This window comes from Halobacterium wangiae (assembly GCF_021249345.1).
In the GTDB taxonomy this organism is placed as follows: domain Archaea; phylum Halobacteriota; class Halobacteria; order Halobacteriales; family Halobacteriaceae; genus Halobacterium; species Halobacterium wangiae.
In genome coordinates, this window is sequence record NZ_CP089588.1 from 1,278,607 (window position 1) to 1,302,245 (window position 23,639).

The 23,639-nt window shown below is 67.7% G+C and carries 24 protein-coding genes; 12 read left to right on the plus strand and 12 right to left on the minus strand.

Features of this window, described 5'->3' with window-relative positions; all coding sequences use genetic code 11:
• Positions 1-20: 20 nt before the first annotated feature.
• On the minus strand, positions 21-2,084 hold the full coding sequence (gene uvrB / locus LT965_RS07015; protein ID WP_232703306.1) for an excinuclease ABC subunit UvrB: 2,064 nt from the start codon (positions 2,082-2,084) through the stop codon (positions 21-23).
• Between the two features lie 149 nt (positions 2,085-2,233).
• Here uvrB and LT965_RS07020 point away from each other — a divergent pair, with 149 nt between their 5' ends.
• Together LT965_RS07020 and LT965_RS07025 are read left to right on the plus strand one after the other, a co-directional pair.
• Positions 2,234-2,644, plus strand: a complete 411-nt coding sequence (locus LT965_RS07020; protein ID WP_232703307.1) for a hypothetical protein — start codon at positions 2,234-2,236, stop codon at positions 2,642-2,644.
• A 49-nt stretch (positions 2,645-2,693) separates the two neighbouring features.
• On the plus strand, positions 2,694-2,966 hold the full coding sequence (locus LT965_RS07025) for a DUF7553 family protein (protein WP_232703308.1): 273 nt from the start codon (positions 2,694-2,696) through the stop codon (positions 2,964-2,966).
• 289 nt (positions 2,967-3,255) lie between these two features.
• Here LT965_RS07025 and LT965_RS07030 read toward each other — a convergent pair whose 3' ends face one another.
• Both LT965_RS07030 and LT965_RS07035 read right to left on the minus strand, forming a co-directional pair.
• Positions 3,256-3,885 carry a rubrerythrin family protein gene (locus LT965_RS07030; RefSeq protein WP_232703309.1) on the minus strand — a complete coding sequence of 210 codons (630 nt, stop codon included), beginning with the start codon at positions 3,883-3,885 and terminating at the stop codon, positions 3,256-3,258.
• Between the two features lie 79 nt (positions 3,886-3,964).
• Complete coding sequence (locus tag LT965_RS07035; protein WP_232703310.1) at positions 3,965-4,825, minus strand: sulfurtransferase; 861 nt, start codon at positions 4,823-4,825, stop codon at positions 3,965-3,967.
• 210 nt (positions 4,826-5,035) lie between these two features.
• Between LT965_RS07035 and LT965_RS07040 the strand changes: the two genes are divergently transcribed.
• Entirely contained in the window at positions 5,036-5,827 is a 792-nt protein-coding gene (locus LT965_RS07040; RefSeq protein WP_232703311.1) for a sulfurtransferase, read from the plus strand.
• Positions 5,828-5,830: 3 nt separating this feature from the next.
• Here LT965_RS07040 and LT965_RS07045 read toward each other — a convergent pair whose 3' ends face one another.
• A complete protein-coding gene (locus tag LT965_RS07045; RefSeq protein WP_232703312.1) occupies positions 5,831-6,823 on the minus strand; it encodes an AI-2E family transporter in 993 nt (330 codons plus the stop codon).
• Positions 6,824-6,913: 90 nt separating this feature from the next.
• On the opposite strand from LT965_RS07045, the gene LT965_RS07050 reads away from it, so the two are divergent.
• From LT965_RS07050 to LT965_RS07060, 3 genes are read left to right on the plus strand one after another with little or no spacing between them, the layout of a single operon-like run.
• On the plus strand, positions 6,914-7,966 hold the full coding sequence (locus LT965_RS07050; protein WP_232703313.1) for a thiamine ABC transporter substrate-binding protein: 1,053 nt from the start codon (positions 6,914-6,916) through the stop codon (positions 7,964-7,966).
• Positions 7,939-9,795 carry an ABC transporter permease gene (locus LT965_RS07055; protein ID WP_432419312.1) on the plus strand — a complete coding sequence of 619 codons (1,857 nt, stop codon included), beginning with the start codon at positions 7,939-7,941 and terminating at the stop codon, positions 9,793-9,795. The genes LT965_RS07050 and LT965_RS07055 overlap by 28 nt, the downstream gene beginning before the upstream one ends.
• A complete protein-coding gene (locus LT965_RS07060; RefSeq protein ID WP_232703314.1) occupies positions 9,792-10,811 on the plus strand; it encodes an ABC transporter ATP-binding protein in 1,020 nt (339 codons plus the stop codon). The genes LT965_RS07055 and LT965_RS07060 overlap by 4 nt, the downstream gene beginning before the upstream one ends.
• A gap of 3 nt (positions 10,812-10,814) precedes the next feature.
• Here the strand turns inward: LT965_RS07060 and LT965_RS07065 are convergent, their stop codons facing one another.
• Entirely contained in the window at positions 10,815-11,492 is a 678-nt protein-coding gene (locus tag LT965_RS07065) for a class I SAM-dependent methyltransferase (RefSeq protein WP_232703315.1), read from the minus strand.
• A gap of 126 nt (positions 11,493-11,618) precedes the next feature.
• Between LT965_RS07065 and LT965_RS07070 the strand changes: the two genes are divergently transcribed.
• A complete protein-coding gene (locus tag LT965_RS07070; RefSeq protein ID WP_232703316.1) occupies positions 11,619-12,056 on the plus strand; it encodes a DUF2391 family protein in 438 nt (145 codons plus the stop codon).
• A 47-nt stretch (positions 12,057-12,103) separates the two neighbouring features.
• Positions 12,104-12,682, plus strand: a complete 579-nt coding sequence (locus LT965_RS07075; RefSeq protein WP_232703317.1) for a DUF7090 family protein — start codon at positions 12,104-12,106, stop codon at positions 12,680-12,682.
• Between the two features lie 24 nt (positions 12,683-12,706).
• Here the strand turns inward: LT965_RS07075 and LT965_RS07080 are convergent, their stop codons facing one another.
• From LT965_RS07080 to LT965_RS07100, 5 genes are all read right to left on the minus strand, one after another.
• Positions 12,707-13,483 (minus strand): DUF7089 family protein, encoded by a 777-nt coding sequence (locus LT965_RS07080; RefSeq protein ID WP_232703318.1) that lies wholly within the window; start codon positions 13,481-13,483, stop codon positions 12,707-12,709.
• Between the two features lie 142 nt (positions 13,484-13,625).
• On the minus strand, positions 13,626-15,107 hold the full coding sequence (locus LT965_RS07085) for an MATE family efflux transporter (RefSeq protein ID WP_232703319.1): 1,482 nt from the start codon (positions 15,105-15,107) through the stop codon (positions 13,626-13,628).
• A gap of 97 nt (positions 15,108-15,204) precedes the next feature.
• Entirely contained in the window at positions 15,205-15,918 is a 714-nt protein-coding gene (locus LT965_RS07090; RefSeq protein WP_232703320.1) for a Zn-ribbon domain-containing protein, read from the minus strand.
• The gene (locus tag LT965_RS07095; protein ID WP_232703321.1) at positions 15,918-16,298 is read right to left on the minus strand and encodes a DUF2073 domain-containing protein; all 381 of its coding nucleotides are present in this window, start codon (positions 16,296-16,298) and stop codon (positions 15,918-15,920) included. The genes LT965_RS07090 and LT965_RS07095 overlap by 1 nt, the downstream gene beginning before the upstream one ends.
• 6 nt (positions 16,299-16,304) lie before the next feature.
• Positions 16,305-16,949 (minus strand): Era-like GTP-binding protein, encoded by a 645-nt coding sequence (locus LT965_RS07100; RefSeq protein ID WP_232703322.1) that lies wholly within the window; start codon positions 16,947-16,949, stop codon positions 16,305-16,307.
• A 1,145-nt stretch (positions 16,950-18,094) separates the two neighbouring features.
• On the opposite strand from LT965_RS07100, the gene LT965_RS07105 reads away from it, so the two are divergent.
• Positions 18,095-19,642, plus strand: coding sequence for a Cdc6/Cdc18 family protein (locus LT965_RS07105; protein WP_232703323.1), 1,548 nt, complete (start codon positions 18,095-18,097; stop codon positions 19,640-19,642).
• A 195-nt stretch (positions 19,643-19,837) separates the two neighbouring features.
• Here the strand turns inward: LT965_RS07105 and LT965_RS07110 are convergent, their stop codons facing one another.
• Positions 19,838-20,386 carry a DoxX family protein gene (locus LT965_RS07110; protein WP_232703324.1) on the minus strand — a complete coding sequence of 183 codons (549 nt, stop codon included), beginning with the start codon at positions 20,384-20,386 and terminating at the stop codon, positions 19,838-19,840.
• A gap of 168 nt (positions 20,387-20,554) precedes the next feature.
• Between LT965_RS07110 and LT965_RS07115 the strand changes: the two genes are divergently transcribed.
• Complete coding sequence (locus tag LT965_RS07115; protein WP_232703325.1) at positions 20,555-20,929, plus strand: winged helix-turn-helix domain-containing protein; 375 nt, start codon at positions 20,555-20,557, stop codon at positions 20,927-20,929.
• Positions 20,926-21,198, plus strand: a complete 273-nt coding sequence (locus LT965_RS07120; RefSeq protein WP_232703326.1) for a DUF7521 family protein — start codon at positions 20,926-20,928, stop codon at positions 21,196-21,198. The genes LT965_RS07115 and LT965_RS07120 overlap by 4 nt, the downstream gene beginning before the upstream one ends.
• On the opposite strand, the gene LT965_RS07125 is transcribed toward LT965_RS07120, so the two are convergent.
• Positions 21,195-21,914, minus strand: a complete 720-nt coding sequence (locus LT965_RS07125; protein ID WP_232703327.1) for a S26 family signal peptidase — start codon at positions 21,912-21,914, stop codon at positions 21,195-21,197. The genes LT965_RS07120 and LT965_RS07125 overlap by 4 nt on opposite strands.
• A gap of 86 nt (positions 21,915-22,000) precedes the next feature.
• Between LT965_RS07125 and LT965_RS07130 the strand changes: the two genes are divergently transcribed.
• Positions 22,001-23,638: a DNA-directed DNA polymerase II small subunit gene (locus tag LT965_RS07130; RefSeq protein ID WP_232703328.1), complete on the plus strand. Its 1,638-nt coding sequence runs from the start codon at positions 22,001-22,003 to the stop codon at positions 23,636-23,638.
• The last annotated feature ends 1 nt before the right edge of the window (position 23,639 follow it).

The following is a 23,639-nucleotide window of genomic DNA, read 5'->3' on the forward strand; positions in this document are numbered from 1 at the left end:
TCGAAAAGCGTTGTCCGGGCCTACCACTCCTCGGCTTCGGGGGCGACGCCCTCGTCGGCGGCGTCGGGTGTGCCGATGTCGAACTCCCTGCGGAGTTCGCGCATGCGGTCGCGGATGTCCGCTGCGAGTTCGAACTCCAGGTTGTTCGCGGCGGCCTCCATGCGCTCTTCGAGTTCCTCGACGAGCAGCGCGGCCTCCTGTTCGTCCGCCGGCCCCTCGCCGGTGACCGAGGAGGTGTCCGTCTCCGCGCCGGGGAGGTTCATCTCGCTGACGTCCTTCTCGATGGTCGTCGGCGTGGTGTCGTTGTCCTCGTTGAACTGCTGCTGGATGTGGCGGCGGCGCTGGGTCTCCTCGATGGCATCGGCCATCGCGTCGGTCGTCTCGTCGGCGTAGAGGATCACCTCGCCGTTGACGTTCCGGGCCGCCCGCCCCATCGTCTGGACGAGGCTGGTCTCCGAGCGCAGGAACCCCTGCTGGTCGGCGTCGAGGATAGCGACGAGGCTCACCTCGGGGATGTCCAGGCCCTCCCGGAGGAGGTTGATGCCGACGAGCACGTCGAACTCGCCGAGGCGGAGGCCGCGGACGAGTTCGTGGCGCTCCAAGGTGTCCGTCTCGTCGTGCATGTACTCGACGGCGACGCCGGCCTCCTCGAGGTACTCCGTGAGGTCCTCGGCCATGCGCTTGGTGAGCGTGGTGACGAGCACGCGCTCCTCGCGCTCGACGCGGTCGTCGATGCGTGCCATGAGGTCCTCGACCTGTCCGGTCGCCTCCGCGACGTTCACCTCGGGGTCGACGAGGTGCGTCGGGCGGACGATCTGCTCGACGACGTTCGCGGAGTGCTCGCGCTCGTAGTCGCTGGGCGTCGCGGAGACGTACAGCGTCTGGTCGGTCTTCTCCTCAAACTCCTCGAAGGTGAGCGGGCGGTTGTCGTAGGCGGTCGGGAGGCGGAAGCCGTTCTCCACCAGGCTGTCCTTCCGGGACTTGTCGCCCGCGTACTGGCCCTTGATCTGCGGGACCGTGCGGTGGGACTCGTCGATGACCGTCATGAAGTCGTCGGGGAAGTAGTCCAGCAGGGTGTACGGCGCGTCCCCGGGTTCGCGGTCCGAGAGGTAGACCGAGTAGTTCTCGATGCCCGAACAGTAGCCCGCCTCGGCCATCATCTCCAGGTCGAAGGTGGTGCGCTCTTCGATGCGCTGGGCGGCGATCATGTCACCCTCGCGCTCGAAGTAGCGGACCCGGGCCTCCATGTCCTCGCGGATCTCCTCGATGGCCGACGCCATCTCGTCCTCGGGGACCGAGTAGTGCTCCGCCGGGTGGAACAGGACTGCGGGTTCCTCGCTCTCGACGGTCCCCTCGAGGGGGTCGAGTTTCGCCATGCGGTCGACCTCGTCGCCCCAGAACTCAACGCGAACGGGGTAGCGGCCGTACATCGGGAACACCTCCACGGTGTCGCCGCGAACGCGGAACGTCCCCTGCGTGAAGTCGACGTCGTTGCGCTCGTAGTTCAGGTCCACGAGTTTCGAGAGCAGTTCCTCGCGTTCGATGGTCTGACCGCGTTCGAGGCGCAGGCTCATCCCCTCGTAGTTGCGCGGGTCACCGAGGCCGTAGATGGCCGACACCGACGCGACCACGATGGTGTCGTCCCGCGTCAGCAGCGAGCGCGTCGCGGAGTGGCGGAGTCGGTCGATCTCGTCGTTGATGGAGGCGTCCTTCTCGATGTACTTGTCCGTCTGCTCGACGTACGCCTCGGGCTGGTAGTAGTCGTAGTAGGAGACGAAGTACTCGACGGCGTTGTCCGGGAAGAGGTTCCGGAACTCCTCGTACAGCTGGGCGGCGAGGGTCTTGTTGTGGGCGATGACGAGCGTCGGTTTCTGTACCTGTTCGACCACCCACGAGACGGTGTTCGTCTTCCCCGACCCCGTGACGCCGAGCAGCGTCTGCTTGTCGGCGCCCGACTGGAAGCCCGCGGCGAGCTCCTCGATTGCCTGGGGCTGGTCGCCCGCGGGGTCGAACGGGGCCTCCACTCGGAACGGGACCTCCGCTTTCGGGTCGTCCGGCTGGAGTGGGCCGCTGGCGTCACTCATTGGTTCCCCCTAGTCACGTGGCCACTTCAGGAGCGCGGTGGCCGCACGTCGTGCGGCGTCCGGGACCTCCACTGGCGCCGTTCGCCCCCTGCCGCGAGTGCGAGTCTGACGTACGTTTAAGTGGGGTGATCCTCCTTGTCGGCTTGGACATGGCAACAGCCAACCAGTATTCGCAGGGCGAAAAAGTAGCACTCGGTGGGGCAGGGCTCGCCGCAGTCGGCGCGTTCCTTCCGTGGATCAAACTCGGCCAGCTGGGTAGCATGAACGGCCTGGACGGGGACGGGACGTACACCCTCATCTTCGCCGTCGTCGCGGTCGGTATCATCGTGGTGCGCAACTGGGAGCGAATCGACAAGGGCGCCGTGGCGGTGCTCGGACTCCTCACGCTCGGAATCGGTGCGCTGTACATCACCGACCCGGCGGCCGGGACGAACCTCGGACAGGCCGGCGCCTTCGGCGAGGCCATCGCGGAGGCCCTCCAGCCCGGGATGGGACTGTACGTCACCGCGCTCGGCGGTCTCGGGATGCTCGTCGGCGGCGGCCTCGGACTGCAGGACTGAGTCGACACCGGACCGCAGTTATTTCTCTCTCGGGACCCGATACCGACACATGGCACGAGACGAATTGAGCGCCGCGAGCGACCACCTGCGCGAGGCGGCGATCGCCACGACCAACGAAGAGCGCGAACAGCGACTCTACGAGCAGTCCGACCAGCTAGCGCGGCTCGCGACGGCGGACTCCGGCCCGGACCACGGGCGCCTGGACCGCATCACGAACGCGCTGAACGAACTCTCCGCGGAACTCGACGCCGACGCGAAGGAGAGCGTCGAGGCGGCCAAGGAGCGCGTCGTAGCCTACCGGGAGACCGTCGAAGGCGTCTAGCGGGGCGCGAGTCGCTCCGAACAACGGTGAGTGAAACAACGCACGCATCCGCGACCCGAGTGGTCCGAAGGACCCGGAAGGGTCGCGGTTCACTCTGCGAGTGAGCGAAGCGAGCGAGCAGAGGCCGACGACTGAACGGAGTCGGTCGAAAGAGCGCGAAGCGCTCTTTCGTGATGACGAGAGACGCCACAGGCGTCTCTCGAACCACGAAGCGAAGTGAAGGCGGAGTGCTTTTAGTGCAGGTTTTGCCAGCGAGCGGCCGGAGGCCGCGAGCGCAGCAAAACGTGCGTCAGCAGACCGGCTTCGGGTTGACGCCCATCGACTCCAGCTGGTCGACGTACTCGTCGTAGGCGGCCTGGATGGCGCCGTCCGCGGCCGCTTTCGCCGCGTCCCAGTCGGCGTCGTCCGCACAGACTGCGTCGAGGAGCTCGAGGGCCCGCTCGCGCTGGTCGCCGAGGTCCCCCTTGAGTTCGCGGAACAACTGGGCGGTCTGGGGGTCGGCCTGCCCGACGAAGAAGCCGGTGAGCTGTTCTTTGGACTTGCCGGTGGCTAGCACGCGCCCGAGCAGGCCGCCGGCGCGCTCGACCGTCGAGTCGAGGCCGCGGAGGTGGGCCTGCATCGCGGAGGGCTCGCCGTCGGGGTCGTACTCGCCGAGTTCGGCGAGGACGGACTCGTAGTGGTCGTCCTCCTCGTCGGCGGTGGTCTCGAACGCCTCGCGTGCCTCGGCGTGGTCCTCCGTGTCGGCCCACGACTCGAACGTGCGCGCGGCGGCGAACTCGGCGTCGGCGGCGGCGCGCAACACGTGGTCGGCGTCCATCTCGCCACCGGTGGCGGCGTACAGCGACTTCGAGGAGCCGAGCCGGGAGAGCGCGGTTTCGTTGTCGTCCCGGACCGCATCGAGGAACTCGTCTGGGTTCATACGAGTGGATAGGCGAGCCTGCGGCTTGTATGCTGGCGTCGCGGCGAAGAAAATGCGGTCGGTTGTGGCGGTTGCGGCGTTAGCTGCCGTCGCCGGTCTCGATGGGTGCGTCCACGAGGTTGCCCCACTCGGTCCACGAGCCGTCGTAGTTGGTGACGTCGTCGTAGCCGAGCAGCTCGGAGAGCGCGAACCACGCGATCGATGAGCGCTCGCCGATGCGGCAGTAGGCGACGACCTCCTGGTCGTTCGTGATGCCGCCGTCCTCGTACAGCTTTGCGAGTTCGTCGTGGCTCTTGAACGTGCCGTCGTCGTTGACCGTCGCGGCCCACGAGATGTTCGACGCGCCGGGGATGTGGCCGCCGCGCTGGGCCGTCTCCTGGAGGCCCGGCGGGGCGAGGATCTCGCCGCTGAATTCCTCGGGGGAGCGCACGTCGACGAGCGGGATGCCGCGGTCGATGGCCTTCTCGACGTCGTCGCGGTAGGCGCGGATGCCGTCGAAGGGGCCGCGGGCGTCGTACTCCTGTGCGGAGAACTCCGGCACCTCGTCGGTGGTCGGGTAGTCGTTCTCGACCCAGTAGTCGCGGCCGCCGTCGAGGAGCTTCACGTCCTCGTGGCCGTAGTACTTGAACTGCCAGTAGGTGTAGGCGGCGAACCAGTTGGAGTTGTCGCCGTAGAGGACGACCGTAGAGTCCTCGGTGATGCCGTGGCTGCCCAGCAGGTCCGCGAAGTCCTCCTTCTCGAGGATGTCGCGCTGGGTCTGGTCCTGAAGCTGGGTCTCCCAGTTGAAGCCGATTGCGCCCGGCGCGTGGGCGTCGTCGTAGGCCTCGGTGTCGACGTCCACTTCGACGAGTCGGTAGTCGGGGTCGTCGCTCTGGAACTGATCGAGGTTGTCCTCGACCCAGTCGGCGGTGACGAGTACGTCGTTAGCGTAGTCTGCCATACCACACTCTAGGACCCGCGGCCCCATAACTGTCAGACACCCCGGCAGGTTCCCCCGGCCGTCGAGTGTAGCGGCGAGGTTCGCCGGAACTCTGGTTCGGAGCCGGTCGCTGCAGCGACTGCCGGGAGAAGTACCGGCAGCGTCTGTCGCTACTCCGGAGCCGCGGCGACGACCCGGACGCTAAGAGGGCGGCGTGCGTACCGCCACGCGATGAACGACTGGGTCGTGACGACGGGGTGGCTCGCGGGCCGCCTCGCCGACGAGGCGGGCGAGGACGGTGGCCGGGTGCGCCTCGTCGACGTCCGGGACGCTTGGGAGTACGATGGCATCGGCCACGTCCCCGGCGCCGTGAACGTCCCGTTCGACGAGTTCCGGTCGACGGACGGGGCGGCCGGGATGATGCCCGACCGCGGGGACTGGGAGGCGCTGCTGTCGGCGGCGGGCGTCGCGCCCGAGGACACGCTCGTGGCGTACGACGACACCCACGGCGTGTTCGCCGCGCGCTTCCTCCTCACCGCACTCTACTTCGGCCACGAGGACCTGCGGCTGCTGGACGGCGACTACAGCGCCTGGATCCGGGACCACGAGGCGACCACCGAGGTGCCCGACGTCGACGAGACGGACTACCGGGCCGGGGACGCGCCAGCCGGCGTGTTCGTGGACGACGAGACGGTACTGGCTGCCATCGACGACCCCGACGCTGTCCTCGTCGACACCCGCGAACCGTGGGAGTACGAGGAGGGCCACGTCCCCGGCGCGGTGAACCTCGACTGGAAGGAGGTCGTCGACGCCGAGTCGCGCGGGCTGAAACCGCGCGAGGAGGTGGCCGAACTCCTCGAATCCCGGGGCGTGACGGCCGAGAAGCGCGTCGTCCTCTACTGCAACACTGCGCGCCGCATCAGCCACACGTTCGTCGTGCTGGGGTGGCTGGGCTACCCGGACGTGGCGTTCTACGAGGGGAGTCTCACGGAGTGGACCGAGCGCGGCCACCCGCTGGAGTAGCGCTCAGACGCGGCCGTTGTTCCGCTCGGCGGCGAGGAGTTCGGCGGCCTCGACGGTGAGCGCGACGACCAGCGGGCCGGCGATGATGCCGACCGGGCCGACGGTGAGCAGACCGCCCGTGAAGCCGATGAAGTAGAGGCTCCCGGGGAGGTCCGCCGTCGACCGGGAGAGGCGGGGTCGCACAAGCACGTCGGGGAGCCACGCGACGATGACGCCCGCGACGACGAGGACGGTGAGCGCGCCGGTGACGTTCCCGACGGTGACCTGGTAGGCCGCGATGCCGAAGACGACCAGCGACGGTCCGACGATGGGGACGAACTGGAGGACTCCCGCCGCGACGGCGAGCGTGACCGGGTAGGGGACGCCGAGGACGAGGAACACCGGCAGCGCGAGGACGGTTGTGACGATGGCCGTCGCGGCCTGGAGGACGTAGATGGCGTACAGGGTGGCGGTCGCGCGCTTCCCGAGCGCGTGCGCGACGTCGTGGTAGGAGTCCGGCAGCGTCGCCAGGAACGCGCGCTCGGCCTTCTCGTGGGCCAGTAGCAGGCCGAACAGGAGCATCCCGAACAGCGTCAGTTTCAGCGCGACGACGGGGAGCGCGGCGGCGGCGTCTACGGCGAGAGCCGCGGCGTAGGTGATCGCGGCGTCAACGACGAGGCTGATGTCGACGGCGTACTCGTACTCCAGCACGGAGATCGGGTACTCCTCGGGGACGTCCCGGAGCGCGTCGAGCACCACGCCGATCCGGGTGCTGGCGAGGTAGAGGCCCAGCGCCACGGGGACGCCGACCAGGAGGGAGGCCAGGCCGGCCGTGGCGGCGCTGGCGAACCACCGGGAGAGGCCGAGGCGCTCGACGCGGTACAGCAGTGGGATGAGAAGGTAGGCGACCGTCCCGGCGAAGAAGACGGTGCCGATGACCGCGCCGAGCAACACTCCGGAGAGGACGAGCAGCCCCCCGAGGAGCCCGGCGAGGACGACGTTTCGCGACAGAGGCACGCCGGGGAGTACCGAGAGGACCGACAAAAGCGTTGGCTAGCGCTCCCGGAAGCGACGGTCTTTTCTACCACAGGCTGGAACAACCCAGTAATGAAACGACGAGCGTACCTGAGAACGGCCGGCGCGGGTGTCCTCGGACTCGCCACCGCGGGCTGCCTCGAAATCGGCGGAGGTGGGCCGTCCGGGCCGCTGACCGTCGCCACGTACGACTCCTTCTTCGGCGACGAGGGGACGGCGGGGCGGTGGCTCAAGGACGAGTGGGAGGCCGACCACGACGTCGACATCGAGTTCACGGCGCCGAGCAACGGCATCAACGAGTTCATCCAGCGGAAGAAGCAGGGCGCAGACATCGAGGCCGACCTGTTCGTCGGGCTGAACACGGGCGAACTCGTTCGCGTCGACGAACAGCTACCGGACCAGGACCTCTTCGACTCGCTCGGCGACGTCGCGGGTACCAACAACATCAAGGAGAGCCTCCGCATCGACCCCCAGAATCGCGCGCTGCCCTACGACACCGGCTACATCACACTCGTGTACGACGGCACCGAGGTGGAGAACCCGAGCACCTTCGAGGCGCTGCTCGAACCGGAGTACGAGGGCACGCTCCTCGCGCAGAACGCCCAGTCCAGCGACCCCGGACGGGCGTTCCTGCTCTGGACCGTCCACGAGTTCGGCCCGGAGGGCTACCTCGACTACTGGGAGGGCCTCGTCGAGAACGACGTCCGCGTCCTCGACGACTGGCAACCGTCCTACGACGCGTTCCTCAACGACGAGCGACCCATCGTCGTCTCCTACTCCACCGACCAGGTGTACTACAACGACGAGGACGAGATCCCCCACCACCAGGTCGGCTTCCTCGACGACCAGGGGTACGCGAACCCGGAGACGGTGGCGCGGTTCGCCGACGCCGACCGCTCGGAGACGGCCGCGGAGTTCGTCGAGTTCGTGCTCACCGACGAGGCCCAGCGGAACGTCGCCGTCAACAACGTCCAGTTCCCGGCCACGACGACGGCGGAGCTGCCCGAGGAGTACGCCCAGTACGCCTACGAGCCGCCGGAGCCGGTCACGTTTACGTACGACGAACTCGCAGGGAACGTCGAGGAGTGGACAGAATCGTGGGCACAGCAGGTCGCGAGCAACTGACGGCGGCCGCCGACCGACTGGGACTCACCGCGACCGTCGAGCGACTGGGGCTGCGGGCGGCCGGCGTCCTCACGCTCCTCGTCCTCGGTGTGGTCTTCTACTACCCCGTCTGGTCGGTGTTCGCCGAGGCGTTCGGGAGCGCCGCCGCGCCCGTCCGCGCAGTGCTCACTTCGGAGTTCTACCTGGGCGCCGCCCACGGCCTGTTCACGGACCCGCTGGGGGTGCCGGGCGACGTGCTCGCGTGGCTGGCGAGCGTGCGCGTCCACGCGGCGTGGACCGGCCTGCTTCCCGACGTCTGGGTGACCTACCCCCGCCTGCGGAAGGGGCTGTTCGGGTTCACGACCTACCAGGCCGCACTCTCGACACTGGCGAGCGTCGTACTCGGGCTGCCCGGGGCGTACGTACTCGCGCGCTTCGAGTTCCCCGGGCGGCGCACGCTGAAGGCGCTCACCATCCTCCCGTTCGTCCTCCCCTCCATCATGGTCGTCGTCGGCTTCGTCGCGACGTTCGGCCAGTTCGGCACCGTCAACGACCTGCTCGCGGCGCTCGGCATCGGCCGCGTCCAGATGCTGTACACGCTGGAACTGGTGGTTCTCGCCCACGCGTTCTACAACGCGCCGCTGGTCACCCGGATGGTCGGGACGGCCTGGGAGAACGTCGACGCCAGCGCCGTCGAGACGGCGCGGTCGCTCGGCGCGAACCCGCTGCGGGCGTTCCGCGACGTCGTCGCTCCGCAGCTGTTGCCGGCACTCGCCGCGAGCGCGGTGCTGACGTTCGTGTTCACGTTCATGACGTTCCCCATCGTGCTCGCGCTCGGCGGCCTCCAGCTCGCCACCGTCGAGGTGTGGCTGTACGCCCGCGTTCAGCAACTCGACTACGAGACGGCGGCCGCCCTCGCCACGCTGGAGACGCTGTTCTCGCTGACCCTGACGTACGTCTACCTGCGCTACGAGGCGCGGCGCGCGGCGAGCGGCACGAACAACCCACTCCCGCGGAGTCGGCTCTTCGACGCCGAGACCGCTCGTGAGTGGTTCGTCCGGGCCGGAATCGGCGTCTACGGGGTCGTCGTGGCGTTCGTCTTCCTCGCGCCGCTGGCGAGCATGGTGCTGGCGAGCTTCGGCGGCGCCGCCGACCCCACGCTGGAGTGGTGGCGCTTCCTCGTCGAACGCCAGTCCGGGAGCCGCACGCAGCCCTCGACGGCGGTGTGGAACTCGTTGGTGTTCGGCGTCGGGGCGCTCGCGCTCGCGCTCCCGATGGGCGTCGTCGTCGCGGCGTTCTCCGCGCGCGGCGGCCGCGGCCGGAAGGTCGTCGACGCGGTGCTGATGGCGCCCATCGCCGTCTCGGGCATCGTCGTCGGGTTTGGGATGTTGCAGTCGCTCGTGTTCGGCGTGGAGCTGTTCGGCACCAGAGTCAGCGTGGTCGGGCCCGCAGTCGTCGTCGCCGCCCACGCCGTCGCGGGCTATCCGTTCGTCGTGCGGAACGTCGCGCCGATGCTGTCGGCCGTCGACAGCCGGCTCGTGGAGTCCGCGCGGGCGCTCGGCGCGAGTCGGGGGCGGGCGCTCTGGGACGTGGAACTGCCCCTCGTCTGGCCGGGCGTGCTGGCGGGCGCGGCGTTCGCGTTCGCCATCAGCATCGGCGAGTTCGACGCCACCGTGTTGCTCGCGAGCGACGGCGCGTACACGATGCCAGTCGCCCTGAAGCGCTACCTCGTCGACCGTACGGCCGGCCCGAGCGTCGGCCCGGCGGCCGCGATGGGGACGGTCCTGCTGGTCGTCACGGCCGCCAGTTTCGTGGTCATCGACCGCGTCGGGGGGCGGTACAGACCGTGACCAGCCTCGAACTCGACGGCGTGACCAGACGGTTCGGCGGGACGACCGCCGTCGACGACGTGAGCCTCACTGTCGAGGACGGCGAGTTCTTCACGCTCGTCGGCCCCTCGGGGTGCGGGAAGACGACGACCCTCCGCCTGATCGCTGGCTTCGAGTCGCCCGACGAGGGCGACGTCCGCTTCGGCGGCGAGTCGATGACCGGCGTCCCCCCGGAGGACCGCGACGTCGGCATCGTCTTCCAGAGCTACGCGCTGTTCCCCCACATGAGCGTCGCGGAGAACGTCGCCTACGGCCTGCGCTTCCGGGACCCGCCCGGCGACCAGACGACCGACGAGCGCGTCGACGAACTGCTCGAACTCGTCGACATGCCGGGGATGGGCGACCGCTCGCCCGACCAGCTCTCCGGCGGGCAACAGCAGCGTGTCGCACTCGCCCGGGCGCTCGCCCCCGGCCCCTCGGTGCTGCTGCTCGACGAACCCATGAGCGCCCTCGACGCCCGCCTGCGCGAGCGACTGCGCGTGCAGGTCAAGCAGATCCAGTCGGAACTCGACATCACCACCGTCTACGTCACGCACGACCAGGAGGAGGCGCTCTCCATCTCCGACCGCCTCGCGGTACTGAACGCCGGCCGCGTCGAACAGGTCGGCACGCCCGAGGCGGTGTACCGCGAACCGGCCTCCCGATTCGTCGCGTCGTTCCTCGGGGACAACAACGTCTTCGACGGCGGCATTCCAGTCGAAACGAAGGGGTGTTCTATTCGTGTCGGCGGAACCGAATTCGAAGTCGGAGAGCAGACAGACGGTAGAACGACGGTCTGTGTGCGACCGGAGTCCCTTCGGTTCGACTGCGTGCACAACCGCTTCGCGGTGCGCGTCGAGAGCGTCGAGTTCCTCGGGGACGCCTACCGCGTCCACTGTGACTGGGACGGCCGCGACGTCCTCGTGAAGACCCGGGAGGCGCCGCCGACCGGGGAGGGGACGCTCGGGTTCGACCCCGCGGACGCGACGCTTCTCTGAGGACTACGGCGCGACCCCGACGGTCAGGAGAGTCCCGTAGGTACGGTAGCGTTCGACCATCTCCTCGCGCGTGTCGAAGCCCTCGTGAGGGAACGCACTCTCCGGCGGAATCTCGACGTCGCGGTCGGCGACGTTGTCCTGCTCCGTGACGTGGAGGCCGGCGTCCCGGAACGCCTCGCGGTAGGTCGGGCGGTCCCAGCGCGTCATCTGGACGGCGATGTTCTCCTGCCAGTTGTGGCTGTGGACGTTCTCCTCGTAGTAGTTCACCGCGCAGTAGAACGTCCCGCCGGGTCGCAGAATCCGTCGGATCTCCGCGAGGGTCTCGTGGGGGTCGGCGGCGTAGTAGAACGCCTCCATCGAGAAGACGTGGTCGACGCTGTCGTCGGCGAACGGCAGGGAGCCGAAGTCGCCGACCACGAACCCGATCCGGTCGTCGTCGGTGTACGACCGGGCGTTGCGCGCCATCTCCGGGGCGCCGTCGAGACCGTAGCCGCGGGCGACGCCGCGTTCCCGGAGCGCGCGGAGCGCGTACCCGCTGCCGGTGCCGAGGTCCAGGACGAAGTCGTCGTCCTCGACGGGCATCCGGGCGAGCACGTGCTTGGCGGTCTGCCAGTGGCGCTCCTCCATCCCCCGGTCGCGGCCCGAGGCCGCCCACTCGTCGAACTCCTCGCGAACGCTCATACCGGGGGGATGCTTGCGGACGGGAAAACGACACCGGAGTCGGTCCTGTCCCGGTGTCACCGACGACCTCGCCGGGAGCACCCCGCCAGTCGGTGGCGTTTTCCCCGCGCTTGACCTTGGGAGGGTATGGTCGGTCGGAACCAGCGGTACGCGCTCGCCGACTCCGCCCAGCAGGTCGTCGGCGGCTTCCTACTCGCGGGGCCGTTCGTCGTCACCGAGGAGGTGTGGCTGCTCGCCAACGAGATGGCGTGGTACAACGTGGTGGTGACGGTGGCTATCGTGTTCGCCATCGGCTACGGCGCGCTCTACCAGGCCGACTCCGGGCGCGACCCGGACCGCGAGGCGGAGGTCGGCGGGATTCCCGTGCGCTTCGTCTCCCTGATGGTCGTCTCCTTCGGCTCGGTGCTGGTCCTCGGACTCGCGATCACCGCGCCGACGACGTTCGCCGAACAGCTCGAACTCGGCACCGAGCCGGCAGTGATCGCGGCGCTCACGCTGAAAGCGACGTCAGTCGGCGCCATCTTCAGCGTCGTCGGCGCCGCGACGGCCGACAGCGTGTTCTGACCGCCGCCACCCGCAACATTAAGACGACGCGACCGTTCTCCTGCGGTATGGACTACGACCTCGCCATCGAGGGTGCACCCGACGCTGTCCCGGGTGGCACTGTCGTACTGTTGCTCCACCCGAGCACGGGCGAGACGGACCGGATGGACACCGACTTCCTGAAGACCGACACCGACCACTTCCTCGTGGTCTCCACGCGGACCACCGCCCGCGAGGTGACCCAGAAACTGGAGTACTACGACGTCGACGAGGACCGCGCGGAGATCCTCGACACGCTCTCCGTCGAACGCGGCTACTCTCGACGGGGCGCCAGCCACATCCACTACGTCTCCTCGCCCGACGACGTCGACGGCATCCTCTCGGCCGTCGAGTCGTTCCTCGCGGACAACACGGGGAAGCGCCGCGTGAGCTTCGACTCGCTCACGGAGCTCGCCTACTACGCCGACGAGGAGCGTGCGCTCGACGCGCTCGTGCGCCTCGGCGAACTCCTCGAGGCACACGACGCCGTGGCGCTCGTCCACGTCTCCCAGGAGGTCCACGACGACTTCGTCCTCGAGCAGTTCCGGGACGCCAGCGACCTCGTCGTCGAACTCGGCGAGGGCGGGGACGTCGTCACCGACTACTGACTGCGCTCGCGCGGGAAGAACACGTTACTCGTCGGTGAACAGTTTCTCCGCCCACTTCACCGCGTAGCTCGCGCCGTGTCGCCGGTACGCGAGCGTGTCGAGCGCCGCGAACGGCGCGGGCAGGTCGAGGCCGTGTTTGACGCCGCTGCAGGCGAGTTCCGCGGCGTCCGAGAACGACGTCTCGCCGCGGGCGACCTCCCCGGAGAGCCCGTCGATGCGCGGCTGGATGCGCTCGCCCGCGTCGACCCACGCGTCGTGGAGTGCCGGGAAGTCCTCGGTCCACGCCTCGAACTCTTCGCGCGTGTGGAGGCCGCGGTAGGCGTCGCAGCACGCCGCCGCTAGCTGGTAGACGGTGGCCGGTTCGCGGTCGACGGCGGCGTCGAATTTCTGGTATTGCTCGCCGAAGAAGCCGAGGAACTGCTCGGGGAGCCCGAGGCCGGCCTCGACGAGCGCCTCCGCGACGAGGAAGTCGGCGAACGCGCCGGGGGTGCCCTCGATGCGCGCCTTGACGAACACCACGGGCGGGTCGGTCTGTGTGGTCCAGGCGACGGCGCCGTCGCCCGGCGTCCCGACCACGAACTCCGTGGTCGTGAGCTGGTGGAGGAGCTGTGGCGCGTCCCCGGGGAGCCACGCCTCGTCGTACTCGCTGGGCTCGATGTTGTCCGTGAGGAGCGCGAGGTCGTCGCGGTGCTCCGGGGGGAGGGTCTGGAAGTCCCGCGCGCAGTCGAGGACGAGCGCGCCCGGCACGTACGCCTCCCGGACGGCCGCGAGTTCGTCCCCGAGGTCGCGCTCGGAGAACATCTACGCGACGTTGAAGATGATGAACAGTGACAGCACTGCGGCGATGGCGACCGATCCGACGACGAGTTTCGTAGCCGTGCTCATGGTCGTGGGTTCGCCCGCTACGACTTAAATTGCTGTCGTTCGCGGTGCTCGACGCGGTTCAGTCCGCGGTCGTCGGTGTGCCGTACGCGCGCCACGCCCCGGACCGGAACCGGACCAGGTTGACGGCGGCGCGAGCGTACATGTCCCCGAGGATGGCCGCGAAGATGGCGATCAGTCCCAGGCCCATCCCGGGCGCGACGGAGAGTGCGGGGACCGCGATGGGGCCGAGCGCGACGGGGCCCACGGAGATGGCGTAGCCGACCGGGAGCGCGACGAACGCCAGCGGCAGGCGAACCACGTAGGTGCCGAGGATGCCGCCGTAGAACGGCCAGCGCGTGTCGCCGGCGCCGCGCAGACCCCCGCGTAGCGTCCGGGAGACGGAGAACCCGGCGACACTGAGTCCGAAGACGCGGATGAACGTCGCCGTCAGCGCGACGTCGCCAGCGCCGAACGCGCGAGCGATGGGGCCGGCCGCGAGGAAGATCGCCGCGCCGATGAGCAACTGGGTGGCGAGCGCGATGCGGAGCGTCTGCCAGCCGTAGTCCGCCGCCTCGTCGGGGTCGTTCGCGCCGAGGCGCTGGCCGACGAGCGTACTCGCCGCCGTCGCGTACCCCCACGCCGGCATCAGCGCGAGCAACATGACGCGCCGGCCGATGGCGTACGCCGCGACGGTCGTCGGCCCGAACACGCCGAGGACGAACAGGAACGGGAACCGCCCGAACGTCCGGGAGAGCCGGGTGCCCGCGAGCGGGAGCGCGACCCGGACGATCTCCTTCGCGATGGCCGAGTCCCACTGCTTCCCGCCGAGGTGCAACGAGACGCTCCAGCGGCCCGAGACGAGCACCGCGAAGAAGACGACGCCGGCGAGCGCGTTCGCCAGTGCGGTCCCCCACGCCGCACCGACGACGCCGAGCTCCGGGAAGCCGAGGAGGCCGAAGATGAGCAGCGCGTTCAACACGATGTTCGTCGGAAGCGTCACCAGGCGGACGTACATCGGTGTCCGGGTGTCCCCCGCTCCCGCGAGCGCACGCGCGGCAATCATACTCCAGAACCGGAACACGACCGCGAGCATCACCACGCGGAGGTAGTCCGCGCCGAGGGCTGTCGTCTCGGCGTCGCTGGCGAGCAGTCCCACGAGCGGGTCGGCGTACAGCCACGCGCCGACCGTGATGGGGACCGAGACCAGCAGCGAGAGCCACAGCGACTGCTTGATGGCGAAGTCCGCGCCGACGTCGTCCTCGGCCCCCTTCAGTCGGGAGACGACGCTGATAGTGCCGCTCGTGAGCGCGAGCGCGAGCCCGAACGGGATGAAGTAGTACTGGAAGCCGAACTCGAGCGCGGCGACGGCGGCGTCGCCCGCGGCGATGCTCACCATGAAGAAGTCCGCGGTCCGCAACACCGTCCGGAGGCCGCCGGTGACCATCGCGGGGACCGCGAGGTCGAAGGCCTCCTCGCCCTTCTCCCGGTCGAGCAGGCCGAGTCTCGCGAGCGCCGCCGGGAACGCCGCGAGCAGCGCGGCGATTCGGTCGCGGAACGGCATCTACGCGATTGGCGGTGGCGGAGCGGAAAACAACTTCGGCACGCGGCAATCCGCTCGTCGCCGGACGGGTGTGGAATCTAGGTGTCTGGCACTCCCGTCAGTAGTCCTCGCTGGACTCGGGGGCGTCCCACGCGTCGGGCACCTCGATGACGTACTGGCCGTCCTCCTGGAGCGCGATGATGTACTCCTGGCGGTCGTACAGCTCCATCAGGTTGAGTTCGTACTGACCCGGCGCGACGATGCGGATCGACTCGAACTGGTCGTTCAGTTCCTCGCGGAGGTCCTCTAGATCCGGTCGCTCGTCGGGCGAATCGGGCTCCTTGACGACCCGGCCCTCGGGGGTGTCCGGCAGCGAGTTGCGGTCGACGACCTCGCTGCGGGCGGTCGCCTGCGCGCTGTCCTCGTGGTCCGCGAGGCCCGCGTCGACGGACTCGCTCGCGTCGACGTCGGCATCGGCGGCGGGGGAGGTGTCCACGCTGGCGTCCTCCTCGCCGGGCCAGGCCGTGCGGCCCTCGGACTCGTCGACATCGTCGCCGTCGGCGGTCGCGGCCTCCGACGCCGCGTCGGACTCCACCGACGAGGGATCGGGGTCGCTCGACACGGCGTCGCGGACCTTGTTCGCGGCACGGCCGACCGCGCCGGTGACGGAGCCGCCCTCGCGCTCGGGCGGTTCGGCGTCCGTCGGTGGCTCGTCGGGAACCTCCCCGGGGTGGTACTGGAACTTGTTGCCGCCGCAGTCCGGGCACCCCGAGAGCATCTCCTTGGAGCCGTCCGCGAAGACGTGCCCGCAGTTCGTACACTGGTGTGGCATTACTTGCGGGAGATGAGCGCGCTGATGAGCGTCTCGTCCTTGTGGAGCGACTGGATCTGGTTCGCCGGTCCGATGACCGTCAGCTTCGACGTCGACTCCTTGCCCATCAGGCGGCCGAGCAGAGTCGTGTCTTTGGTGTCGGACTGCGGGAAGCTCTCGATCTCGATGCCGGTGAAGTCGTCGGGGTTGATCTCGCTCATCGTCACCTCGATGAGTTTCGACTCCTCGTCGGGCGTGAGTCCCGTCTCCAGGACGACGATCTTGCCGTCGCGGACGCCGTCGAGAATCATGCGGATCTTCTCCATCGACGTCTTCCCGGACATTCGCTGGCCGCTGATGAGGTCGATCTGGACGCCGTCCGGGTTGGTTGTCTCAGGCATGGGTGATCACCCGAAGTAGGCCGCGATCTTCTCGTAGACCTCGTCCATGTTCGAACCCTCCTTCGCCGAGAGCGGAATCGTCTCGTGCTGGGGGAAGGCGTTCGAGATCTGCTGGATGTTCGAGTCCTCGAGGTCCGTCTTGTTCCCGAGGATGAGCACCGGCAGCTCCCGGCTCTCGATGATGCCGATGAGCATCGTGTTCACCTGCGTGAACGGGTCCTCCGTGGAGTCGAGGACGTAGATGACGCCGTCGACGTCCTCGCGGAGCCAGTGCATCGCCTCGGCGACGCCCTCGGTGGCCTCGCGGGAGCGACGGACGGCCTCGTCCTTCTCCATGTCGTGGTCGAGGAACTCCGAGTAGTCGACCTTCGTGGTGACCCCCGGCGTGTCGACGATGTCGATGTTGACGGTCTTGCCGTTGCGTTTGATCTCGACGTTCTCCTTCCGACGCGCGCGACGCGTCTCGTGCGGGATGTGGCTCTCCGGACCGACCGCGTCGCCCGTCCAGTCGCGAGCGATGCGGTTGGCTAGAGTGGTCTTACCCGCGTTAGGCGGGCCGTAGATCCCGATTCGTTTCGGCTCCGAGTCGTCGGCGAACATGCTCGCCGTGACCCGGGATATGCTGTCTCTGAGTTCTGCGAACAGTCCCATCCTTGGCCTCCATTCGCACCCCGCCCCTTGTATGCTTGACGCAGGATGCGGATAGTAACGAGAAGCTACCGGCGCGGAGACTTAAACTTACGGTCCGGGGAGTGTCGAACGTTCGAACGAAGATGCGGAGGAACCCACCGGGAGAACAGTTGGATTCCGAACCAGAGTTCGGTGTCGAGAAGGCTGGTCGAAGAGAGTGATCGAAGAGAGTAACCGAAGAATTTGGTCAGATAGTGTGGACGAAGAGTACGGCCTGGAGAGTGACACTTTCGAGTGATCGATTGGAGGGGTGTTGCGTTCAGGAACGTAGCTCGAGAGCTGTGAGTGCGATACCGGTAAGTGCGATATCGATGAGTACGAGAGCGGTGTTCGTGAGCGGTTCGTTCGCACTGGAAATTCCGGGCAGGAGATAGACGGGAATCCCCCACCCCTTCGTTTCGACTGGAACGGGGAGAGGGACCGTCCGGCGAGACGGGACGGACGGGAATTCGTCGGGAACTCCACTAGAACTAGACCCTTCCACCCCTACAACCAGCTATCTTCTCTGTTCTACGGTTCTTGTTACCAGGGTGGGTACTTAGTTGTTTCCCAGCCTAGATGCACTCTCTACCCCGCACCCACTCTTTCTCCGTTCCACCTGAAACGAAGGGGTGGGGGGTTCCACGCATTCTCGGCGTGCAACCCCCTGGTTTCCGATGGAACAACCAGTCGAGCACTCCCGCCGTTGTCGCGACATCTCGTCTGTGAACGTCCGTTGTTCCAGTATCGCTGAGCATCACGATCGGTCGTCCAGCTGTCGGCGTCGTCCCGCTCACTCGTAGTCACTCCGTTCGGAGCCGCCGCCTGCTTGCGGTTACATCCGGCGACCTCGCGTACTGCTCACGATCCACATTCGCCCGATCCGTCTCGTGTCGGTACGGTTATCGTACCGAACTCCCGCCTCGAGTAACGCCATCCTACCTTCGTGGACCTCCGCGGTAAGCGTCATCGAAACTTATTAGTCTCTCTCGTTTCCATTGGTTCATCTGCATCAACTGGAGTGTCTGGCGGGGGGCTCCCGTGGAACGCCGTGGTGACGGTCGTTTCCGGACCGCTCGCGTCTGAAGACGCTCTCCACACGAAACGAAGGGGTATTCAATCGACACATGTCTGACGAACCGATGCCGGACGGACGACGCACGGCCGACCGAGACTTCGAGGTCGATCTCGACGACGTCCTCGTCGACGACGACGAGGGGGACGAGGGCCTCTTCGACGACCTCCTGAGCGGCGAACCGATCTTCGAGAACAAGGAGGTACTGCGCCCGTCGTACACGCCACACGAACTCCCCCACCGGAAGGACCAGATCAACAACATGGCGACGATCCTCGTCGCCGCGCTCCGCGGGGAGACGCCGTCGAACATCCTCATCTACGGGAAGACGGGGACGGGGAAGACCGCGAGCGCGAAGTTCGTGAGCCAGGAACTCGAACGGACCTCCCAAAAGTACGACGTCCCCTGCGAGGTCGAGTACATCAACTGCGAGGTCACCGACACCCAGTACCGCGTGCTCGCGCAGCTCGCGAACACGTTCATCGAGCAGAACCGCACCTTCGTCGACGAGCGGGTCGCCGACCTCCAGGACCTCCGCAACGAGATGGAGGCCGAGACCGACGCACCCGAAACGGGGGGGTTGCCGGGCGAGTTCGAGATGGGCGACGGGAGCGAGCAGTCCGAGGACGACTCCACCGACCTCCGCGAGCAGTTCGACTCTGTCGAGGCCGTCGACGAACGCATCGAGGAACTCCTCCAGGAGAAGTCGGAGATGGAGGAGGTCCCGATGACGGGGTGGCCGACCGACCGCGTGTACGCGACGTTCTTCGACGCCGTCGACTACGTCGAGCGAGTGGCGGTCATCATGCTCGACGAGATCGACAAACTCGTCGAGAAGTCCGGCGACGACACGCTGTACAACCTCTCCCGGATGAACTCCGAACTCGACAACTCCCGGGTCTCCATCATCGGCATCTCGAACGACCTGAAGTTCACCGACTTCCTCGACCCGCGCGTGAAGTCCAGCCTCGGCGAGGAGGAGATCGTCTTCCCGCCGTACGACGCCAACCAGCTCCGGGACATCCTCCAGCACCGCTCGGAGGTGGCGTTCAAGGGCCAGGCCCTCTCCGAGGACGTCATCCCGCTGTGTGCGGCGTTCGCGGCACAGGAACACGGCGACGCGCGACGCGCGCTCGACCTCCTGCGGACCGCGGGCGAACTCGCCGAACGCGACCAGTCCGACGGTGTCACCGAAGAACACGTGCGTCGCGCGCAGGACAAGATCGAACTCGACCGCGTGGTCGAGGTCGTGCGCACGCTCCCGACCCAGAGCAAACTCGTCCTCTACGCCATCCTCCTCCTGGAGGACAACGGCGTCCACAACGTCAACACGGGCGAGGTGTACAACATCTACAAGACTCTCTGCGACGAGCTCGACGCGGACGTCCTCACGCAGCGTCGAGTCACCGACCTCATCAGCGAACTCGACATGCTCGGCATCGTGAACGCGGTCGTCGTCTCGAAGGGCCGTTACGGGCGCACGAAGGAGATCTCGCTGTCGGTCCCCGTCGAGGAGACCGAGACCGTCCTCGAGGCCGACTCCCGGCTGAGCGACATCGAGGACGTCACGCCGTTCGTGCAGGCGCGCTTCGACAACTGAGTTGGACCGCCACCGAGTGCGACCGCCGGCTGGTCCACACACTGACACCCCTTCGTTTCTAGTGGAGAACACCACACTGAGTGGTCGAAACTATCCAGTCGAAAACAGGAACTGCGCCGAGAACGGTGTTCGAACGGAGCCGACGGCGCCGCAGCGACGGCCGGTACTGGCTGCGTGGGGGACTCGCCCCCAGTGCTACCCGAGGAGGTAGCGCAGCCAGCCGTTCTGCTTGACGACCTCCAGTTCCTCGAGGATGGCGTCGAGGCCGAGGATGCGGCCCGCGCCGAACGCCGCGACGGCGAGGAACACGAGCATGTACGCGAAGTCACCGTTGACGTAGCCGTGTCCGACGCTCCAGTTCCCGAAGTAGAACAGGAGCATCATGAACGCGCCGAAGAACGCGGCCAGTCGCGTGACTGCCCCGAGCAGGAGCGCGGCGCCGATGAGCGCCTCACCCCACGGGACGGCGACGTTCACGAAGTCGAGGAACCACGGCGTGTTCGCCATCCACGCGAACATCCCCTCGAGGGGGTTGCCGTTGGTCGCCGCGACGTTCCCGAGGTAGCCGCCGGCGCTGAACCCTCCCGAGAGGATCTTGTCGACGCCGGAGCCGAGGAACGCGTACCCCATCATCAGCCGGAGTGCGAGCACGAACCACGCGCTCAGGCTGTGTGCTTTGCCGCGAACGGTCACGCCGCCGAGCCGGGATTCGAACGTGTTCGGACCGGCCGTAGTTTGGGTCATAGTTTTCCCTCCAGTTAGTCGTAGGCTCCACGGGTGGATATACGGAACAGGCGGTTCCCACTCTCTGAGGGTCGTTCTCGGACTTTGAGAATCGGGAGCGAATGCCCGCTGTCCGTCGCGCCGACGTCGAACGAATTATAGGACGACACACCAGACGTCCGACTGTCGATGCGCGCTCCGTTCGACTCGGACGAGGCACCCGACCTCCAGGACGTCCTCGACGCCCTGGACGACGAGGGCTGTCGACGCATCATCGAGGTGCTCGACGAGCCGATGACTGCCAAGCAGGTCGCCGACGCGTCCGACGTGCCGCTGTCCACGACCTACCGGAAGCTCGACCTGCTGACGGACGCCGCACTACTGGAGGAGCGCGCGGTGCTCCAGCCGGACGGCCACCACACGACGGAGTACGAACTCGCGTTCGAGGAGGTGGTCATCCAGTTGGCCGAGGACCGGAGCCTCGACGTCGGTATCGCTCGCCCACCGGCGTCGACGGACGAGCGCCTCGAGACGCTCTGGGCGGAGGTGAGCAAGGAAACATGAGACACTACACCATCGTCGTCGCGCTGAAGACAGTCACGCTGCTGCTCGGCGGTGCGGTCACGTACTTCGCGCTGAAGGCGTGGCGACGCACCGGTTCGCCGGCGCTGCGGTCGCTCGCCATCGGGTTCGGGTTCGTGACGCTCGGGTCGCTGCTCGCCGGCGTCGCCGACCAGCTACTGAACGTCGACCAGACGTTCGCGATCCTGACGGAGAGCGCGCTCACGGCTGTCGGGTTCGCAGTGATCGTCTACTCGCTGTACGTCGACTAGGCCGTCGTCGCTACGGGGCCACTCGCGTTCGCGGACGCGGGCTGGATCGACGCCGTCCCGGAGACGGTCAGTCGCACCCAGCCGAGGTACGGGATGCGGTACTCCGCGGTCCCCTCGATCCACGACGGTCGGACGGGTTCGGAGATGCCCTTCGCCTGGTCGTAGTAGTCGTTGGTGACGGCGTTGTCTCCCTTCGTGATGAACCCCGCGTGGGGGGCGGGACAGTTCCTGAGTTCCTGGCAGTTGTCGGCGCCGCCGACGTAGCGGTCGTCTGCCTCGTCGTACCAGTTCTCGCCGGCGTCGACCCAGAAGCGGACGCGGTGGATCACCGGTGTCTGCCTGTCGTTGCCGTTCGGCTTGTAGACGACGACGTCGCCGTAGCTACCGAACTTCCGGAAGTTCTCGTCGGCGGCCGTGCGCGCGGGGACGACTCCCGTCTCGCCGGTCGCGTAGTCGGGGCTGAACCGCTGTTCCTCCATCACGAACACGAGGTCGCCTTTCTCCATGTTCGGCTGCATGCTCCCGCTCTCGACGGCGACCAGCGGTGGCCAGACGCCGCTGACGGCGAACAGTAACAGCCCGACCATCCCGACTGCGAGCGCGCTGCTCGCGGCCTCCCGGACGAACAGGACGACGCCGTTGTCGGTGCGGAGGAACCAGCTGGCAGCGGCGCGAATGCCGCCGCGGGGGTCGGGCGTGTCGTCGCCGTTCGTCATTCACTCCCCGTTCGGCGCTGGCGGGTTTCAACCTTCCCCTCCTGCGACCGCCACGCTTTTGCTCGGCGTCCGCGTCGCTCAGTAACGTGCCCCTAGAACCCCCGGTTCGGGTCGTCCGCGAGCTCACGAGCCGGGGGTACAACGCCGACCGCGAGGCAGTGACGCTGTTGGCGGGCGCGGACGACCCGATGGCCGCCGTCGAGCGAGCCGTCGACGAGGCGCCGGCAGACGGCCTGACGCTCACGGTCGACCACGTCCGGTCGGTGCTGCAAGCCGATCCTACCGACGCCCGGACGGACGGTGCGAGCGAGGCCGCCGACGCGGCGACCGACGCCTTCCCGCCGACGACACCAGAGTCGAATAAATCCGATCCTACCGACTCTCCCACCGCTTCCAGTGGAGACGAAACCCAGAGTAACCGCACTGAGGAAACAGGTTCTCCACTAGAAACGAAGGGGGTCGACGACGGGACTCCGGCTGCCGACTCGGCGGGGAACTCATCCGGTCGCGACCCCGACGCGCGCAGCCTCGACATCGCGGGCGACATCACCGGAGAGTCCACCGGGACGGGCGAGTACAAGAACTTCGTCGCGACGTTCCGCGACCGCTACGACCGTCTCTCGAAGAAACTCCGCGGGCGCGTCAACCACCGTCCGACGACCGCACTCGACTCGATGCCCGGCGGCAGCGACGCCGCCGTCGTCGGCATGGTCAACGACGTCCGGTCGACGAAGAGCGGTCACTGGCTCGTCGAGGTGGAGGACACGAACGGCGTCTTCCCCGCGCTCGTGATGAAGGACAAGGACATCGCGGCGTCCGTCGACGAACTCCTCATGGACGAGGTCATCGCCATTGAGGGGACGCTCTCGGACGACGGCGGCATCCTGTTCGCGGACGACATCTTCTTCCCCGAGATTCCGCGCACACACGACCCGAACACCGCCGACCGCCACGTGCAGGCCGCGCTCGTCTCCGACGTCCACGTCGGCAGCCAGGAGTTCGCCGACGACGAGTGGTCGGCGTTCGCGGACTGGCTCCACACGCCAGAGGCCGACGCCGTCGAGTACCTCCTGATCGCGGGCGACATGGTCGAGGGCGTCGGCGTCTACCCGAACCAGGACGAGGAACTCGACATCGTCGACCTCTACGAACAGTACGAGACGTTCGCGGAGCGCCTCAAGGAGGTCCCCGGCGACACGGAGATCGTGATGATCCCGGGGAACCACGACGCCGTCCGCCTCGCCGAACCGCAACCGGCGTTCGACGAGGAACTACGCTCGATCATGAGCGCCCACGACGCCACGTTCACCGGCAACCCCTCGACGGTCACCCTCGAGGGCGTCAACGTCCTGATGTACCACGGCGTCTCCATCGACGAGGTCATCGCCGAACACCCCAGCGAGGACGTCTCCTACGACAACCCCCACCGCGCGATGGAACTGCTCCTCCGGAAGCGCCACGTCGCCCCGCAGTTCGGCGGCCGGACGCGGCTCGCGCCCGAGGAGGAGGACTACCTCGTGATGGACGAGGTGCCCGACGTCTTCCACACGGGCCACGTCCACAAACTCGGCGTCGGCACCTACCACAACGTCCGGATGGTCAACTCCGGCTGCTGGCAGCACCAGACCGAGTTCCAGAAGTCGGTGAACATCGACCCGGACGTCGCCACGGCGCCCATCCTCGACCTGGACACACTCGACGTGACGGTCCGGAAGTTCGTCTGAG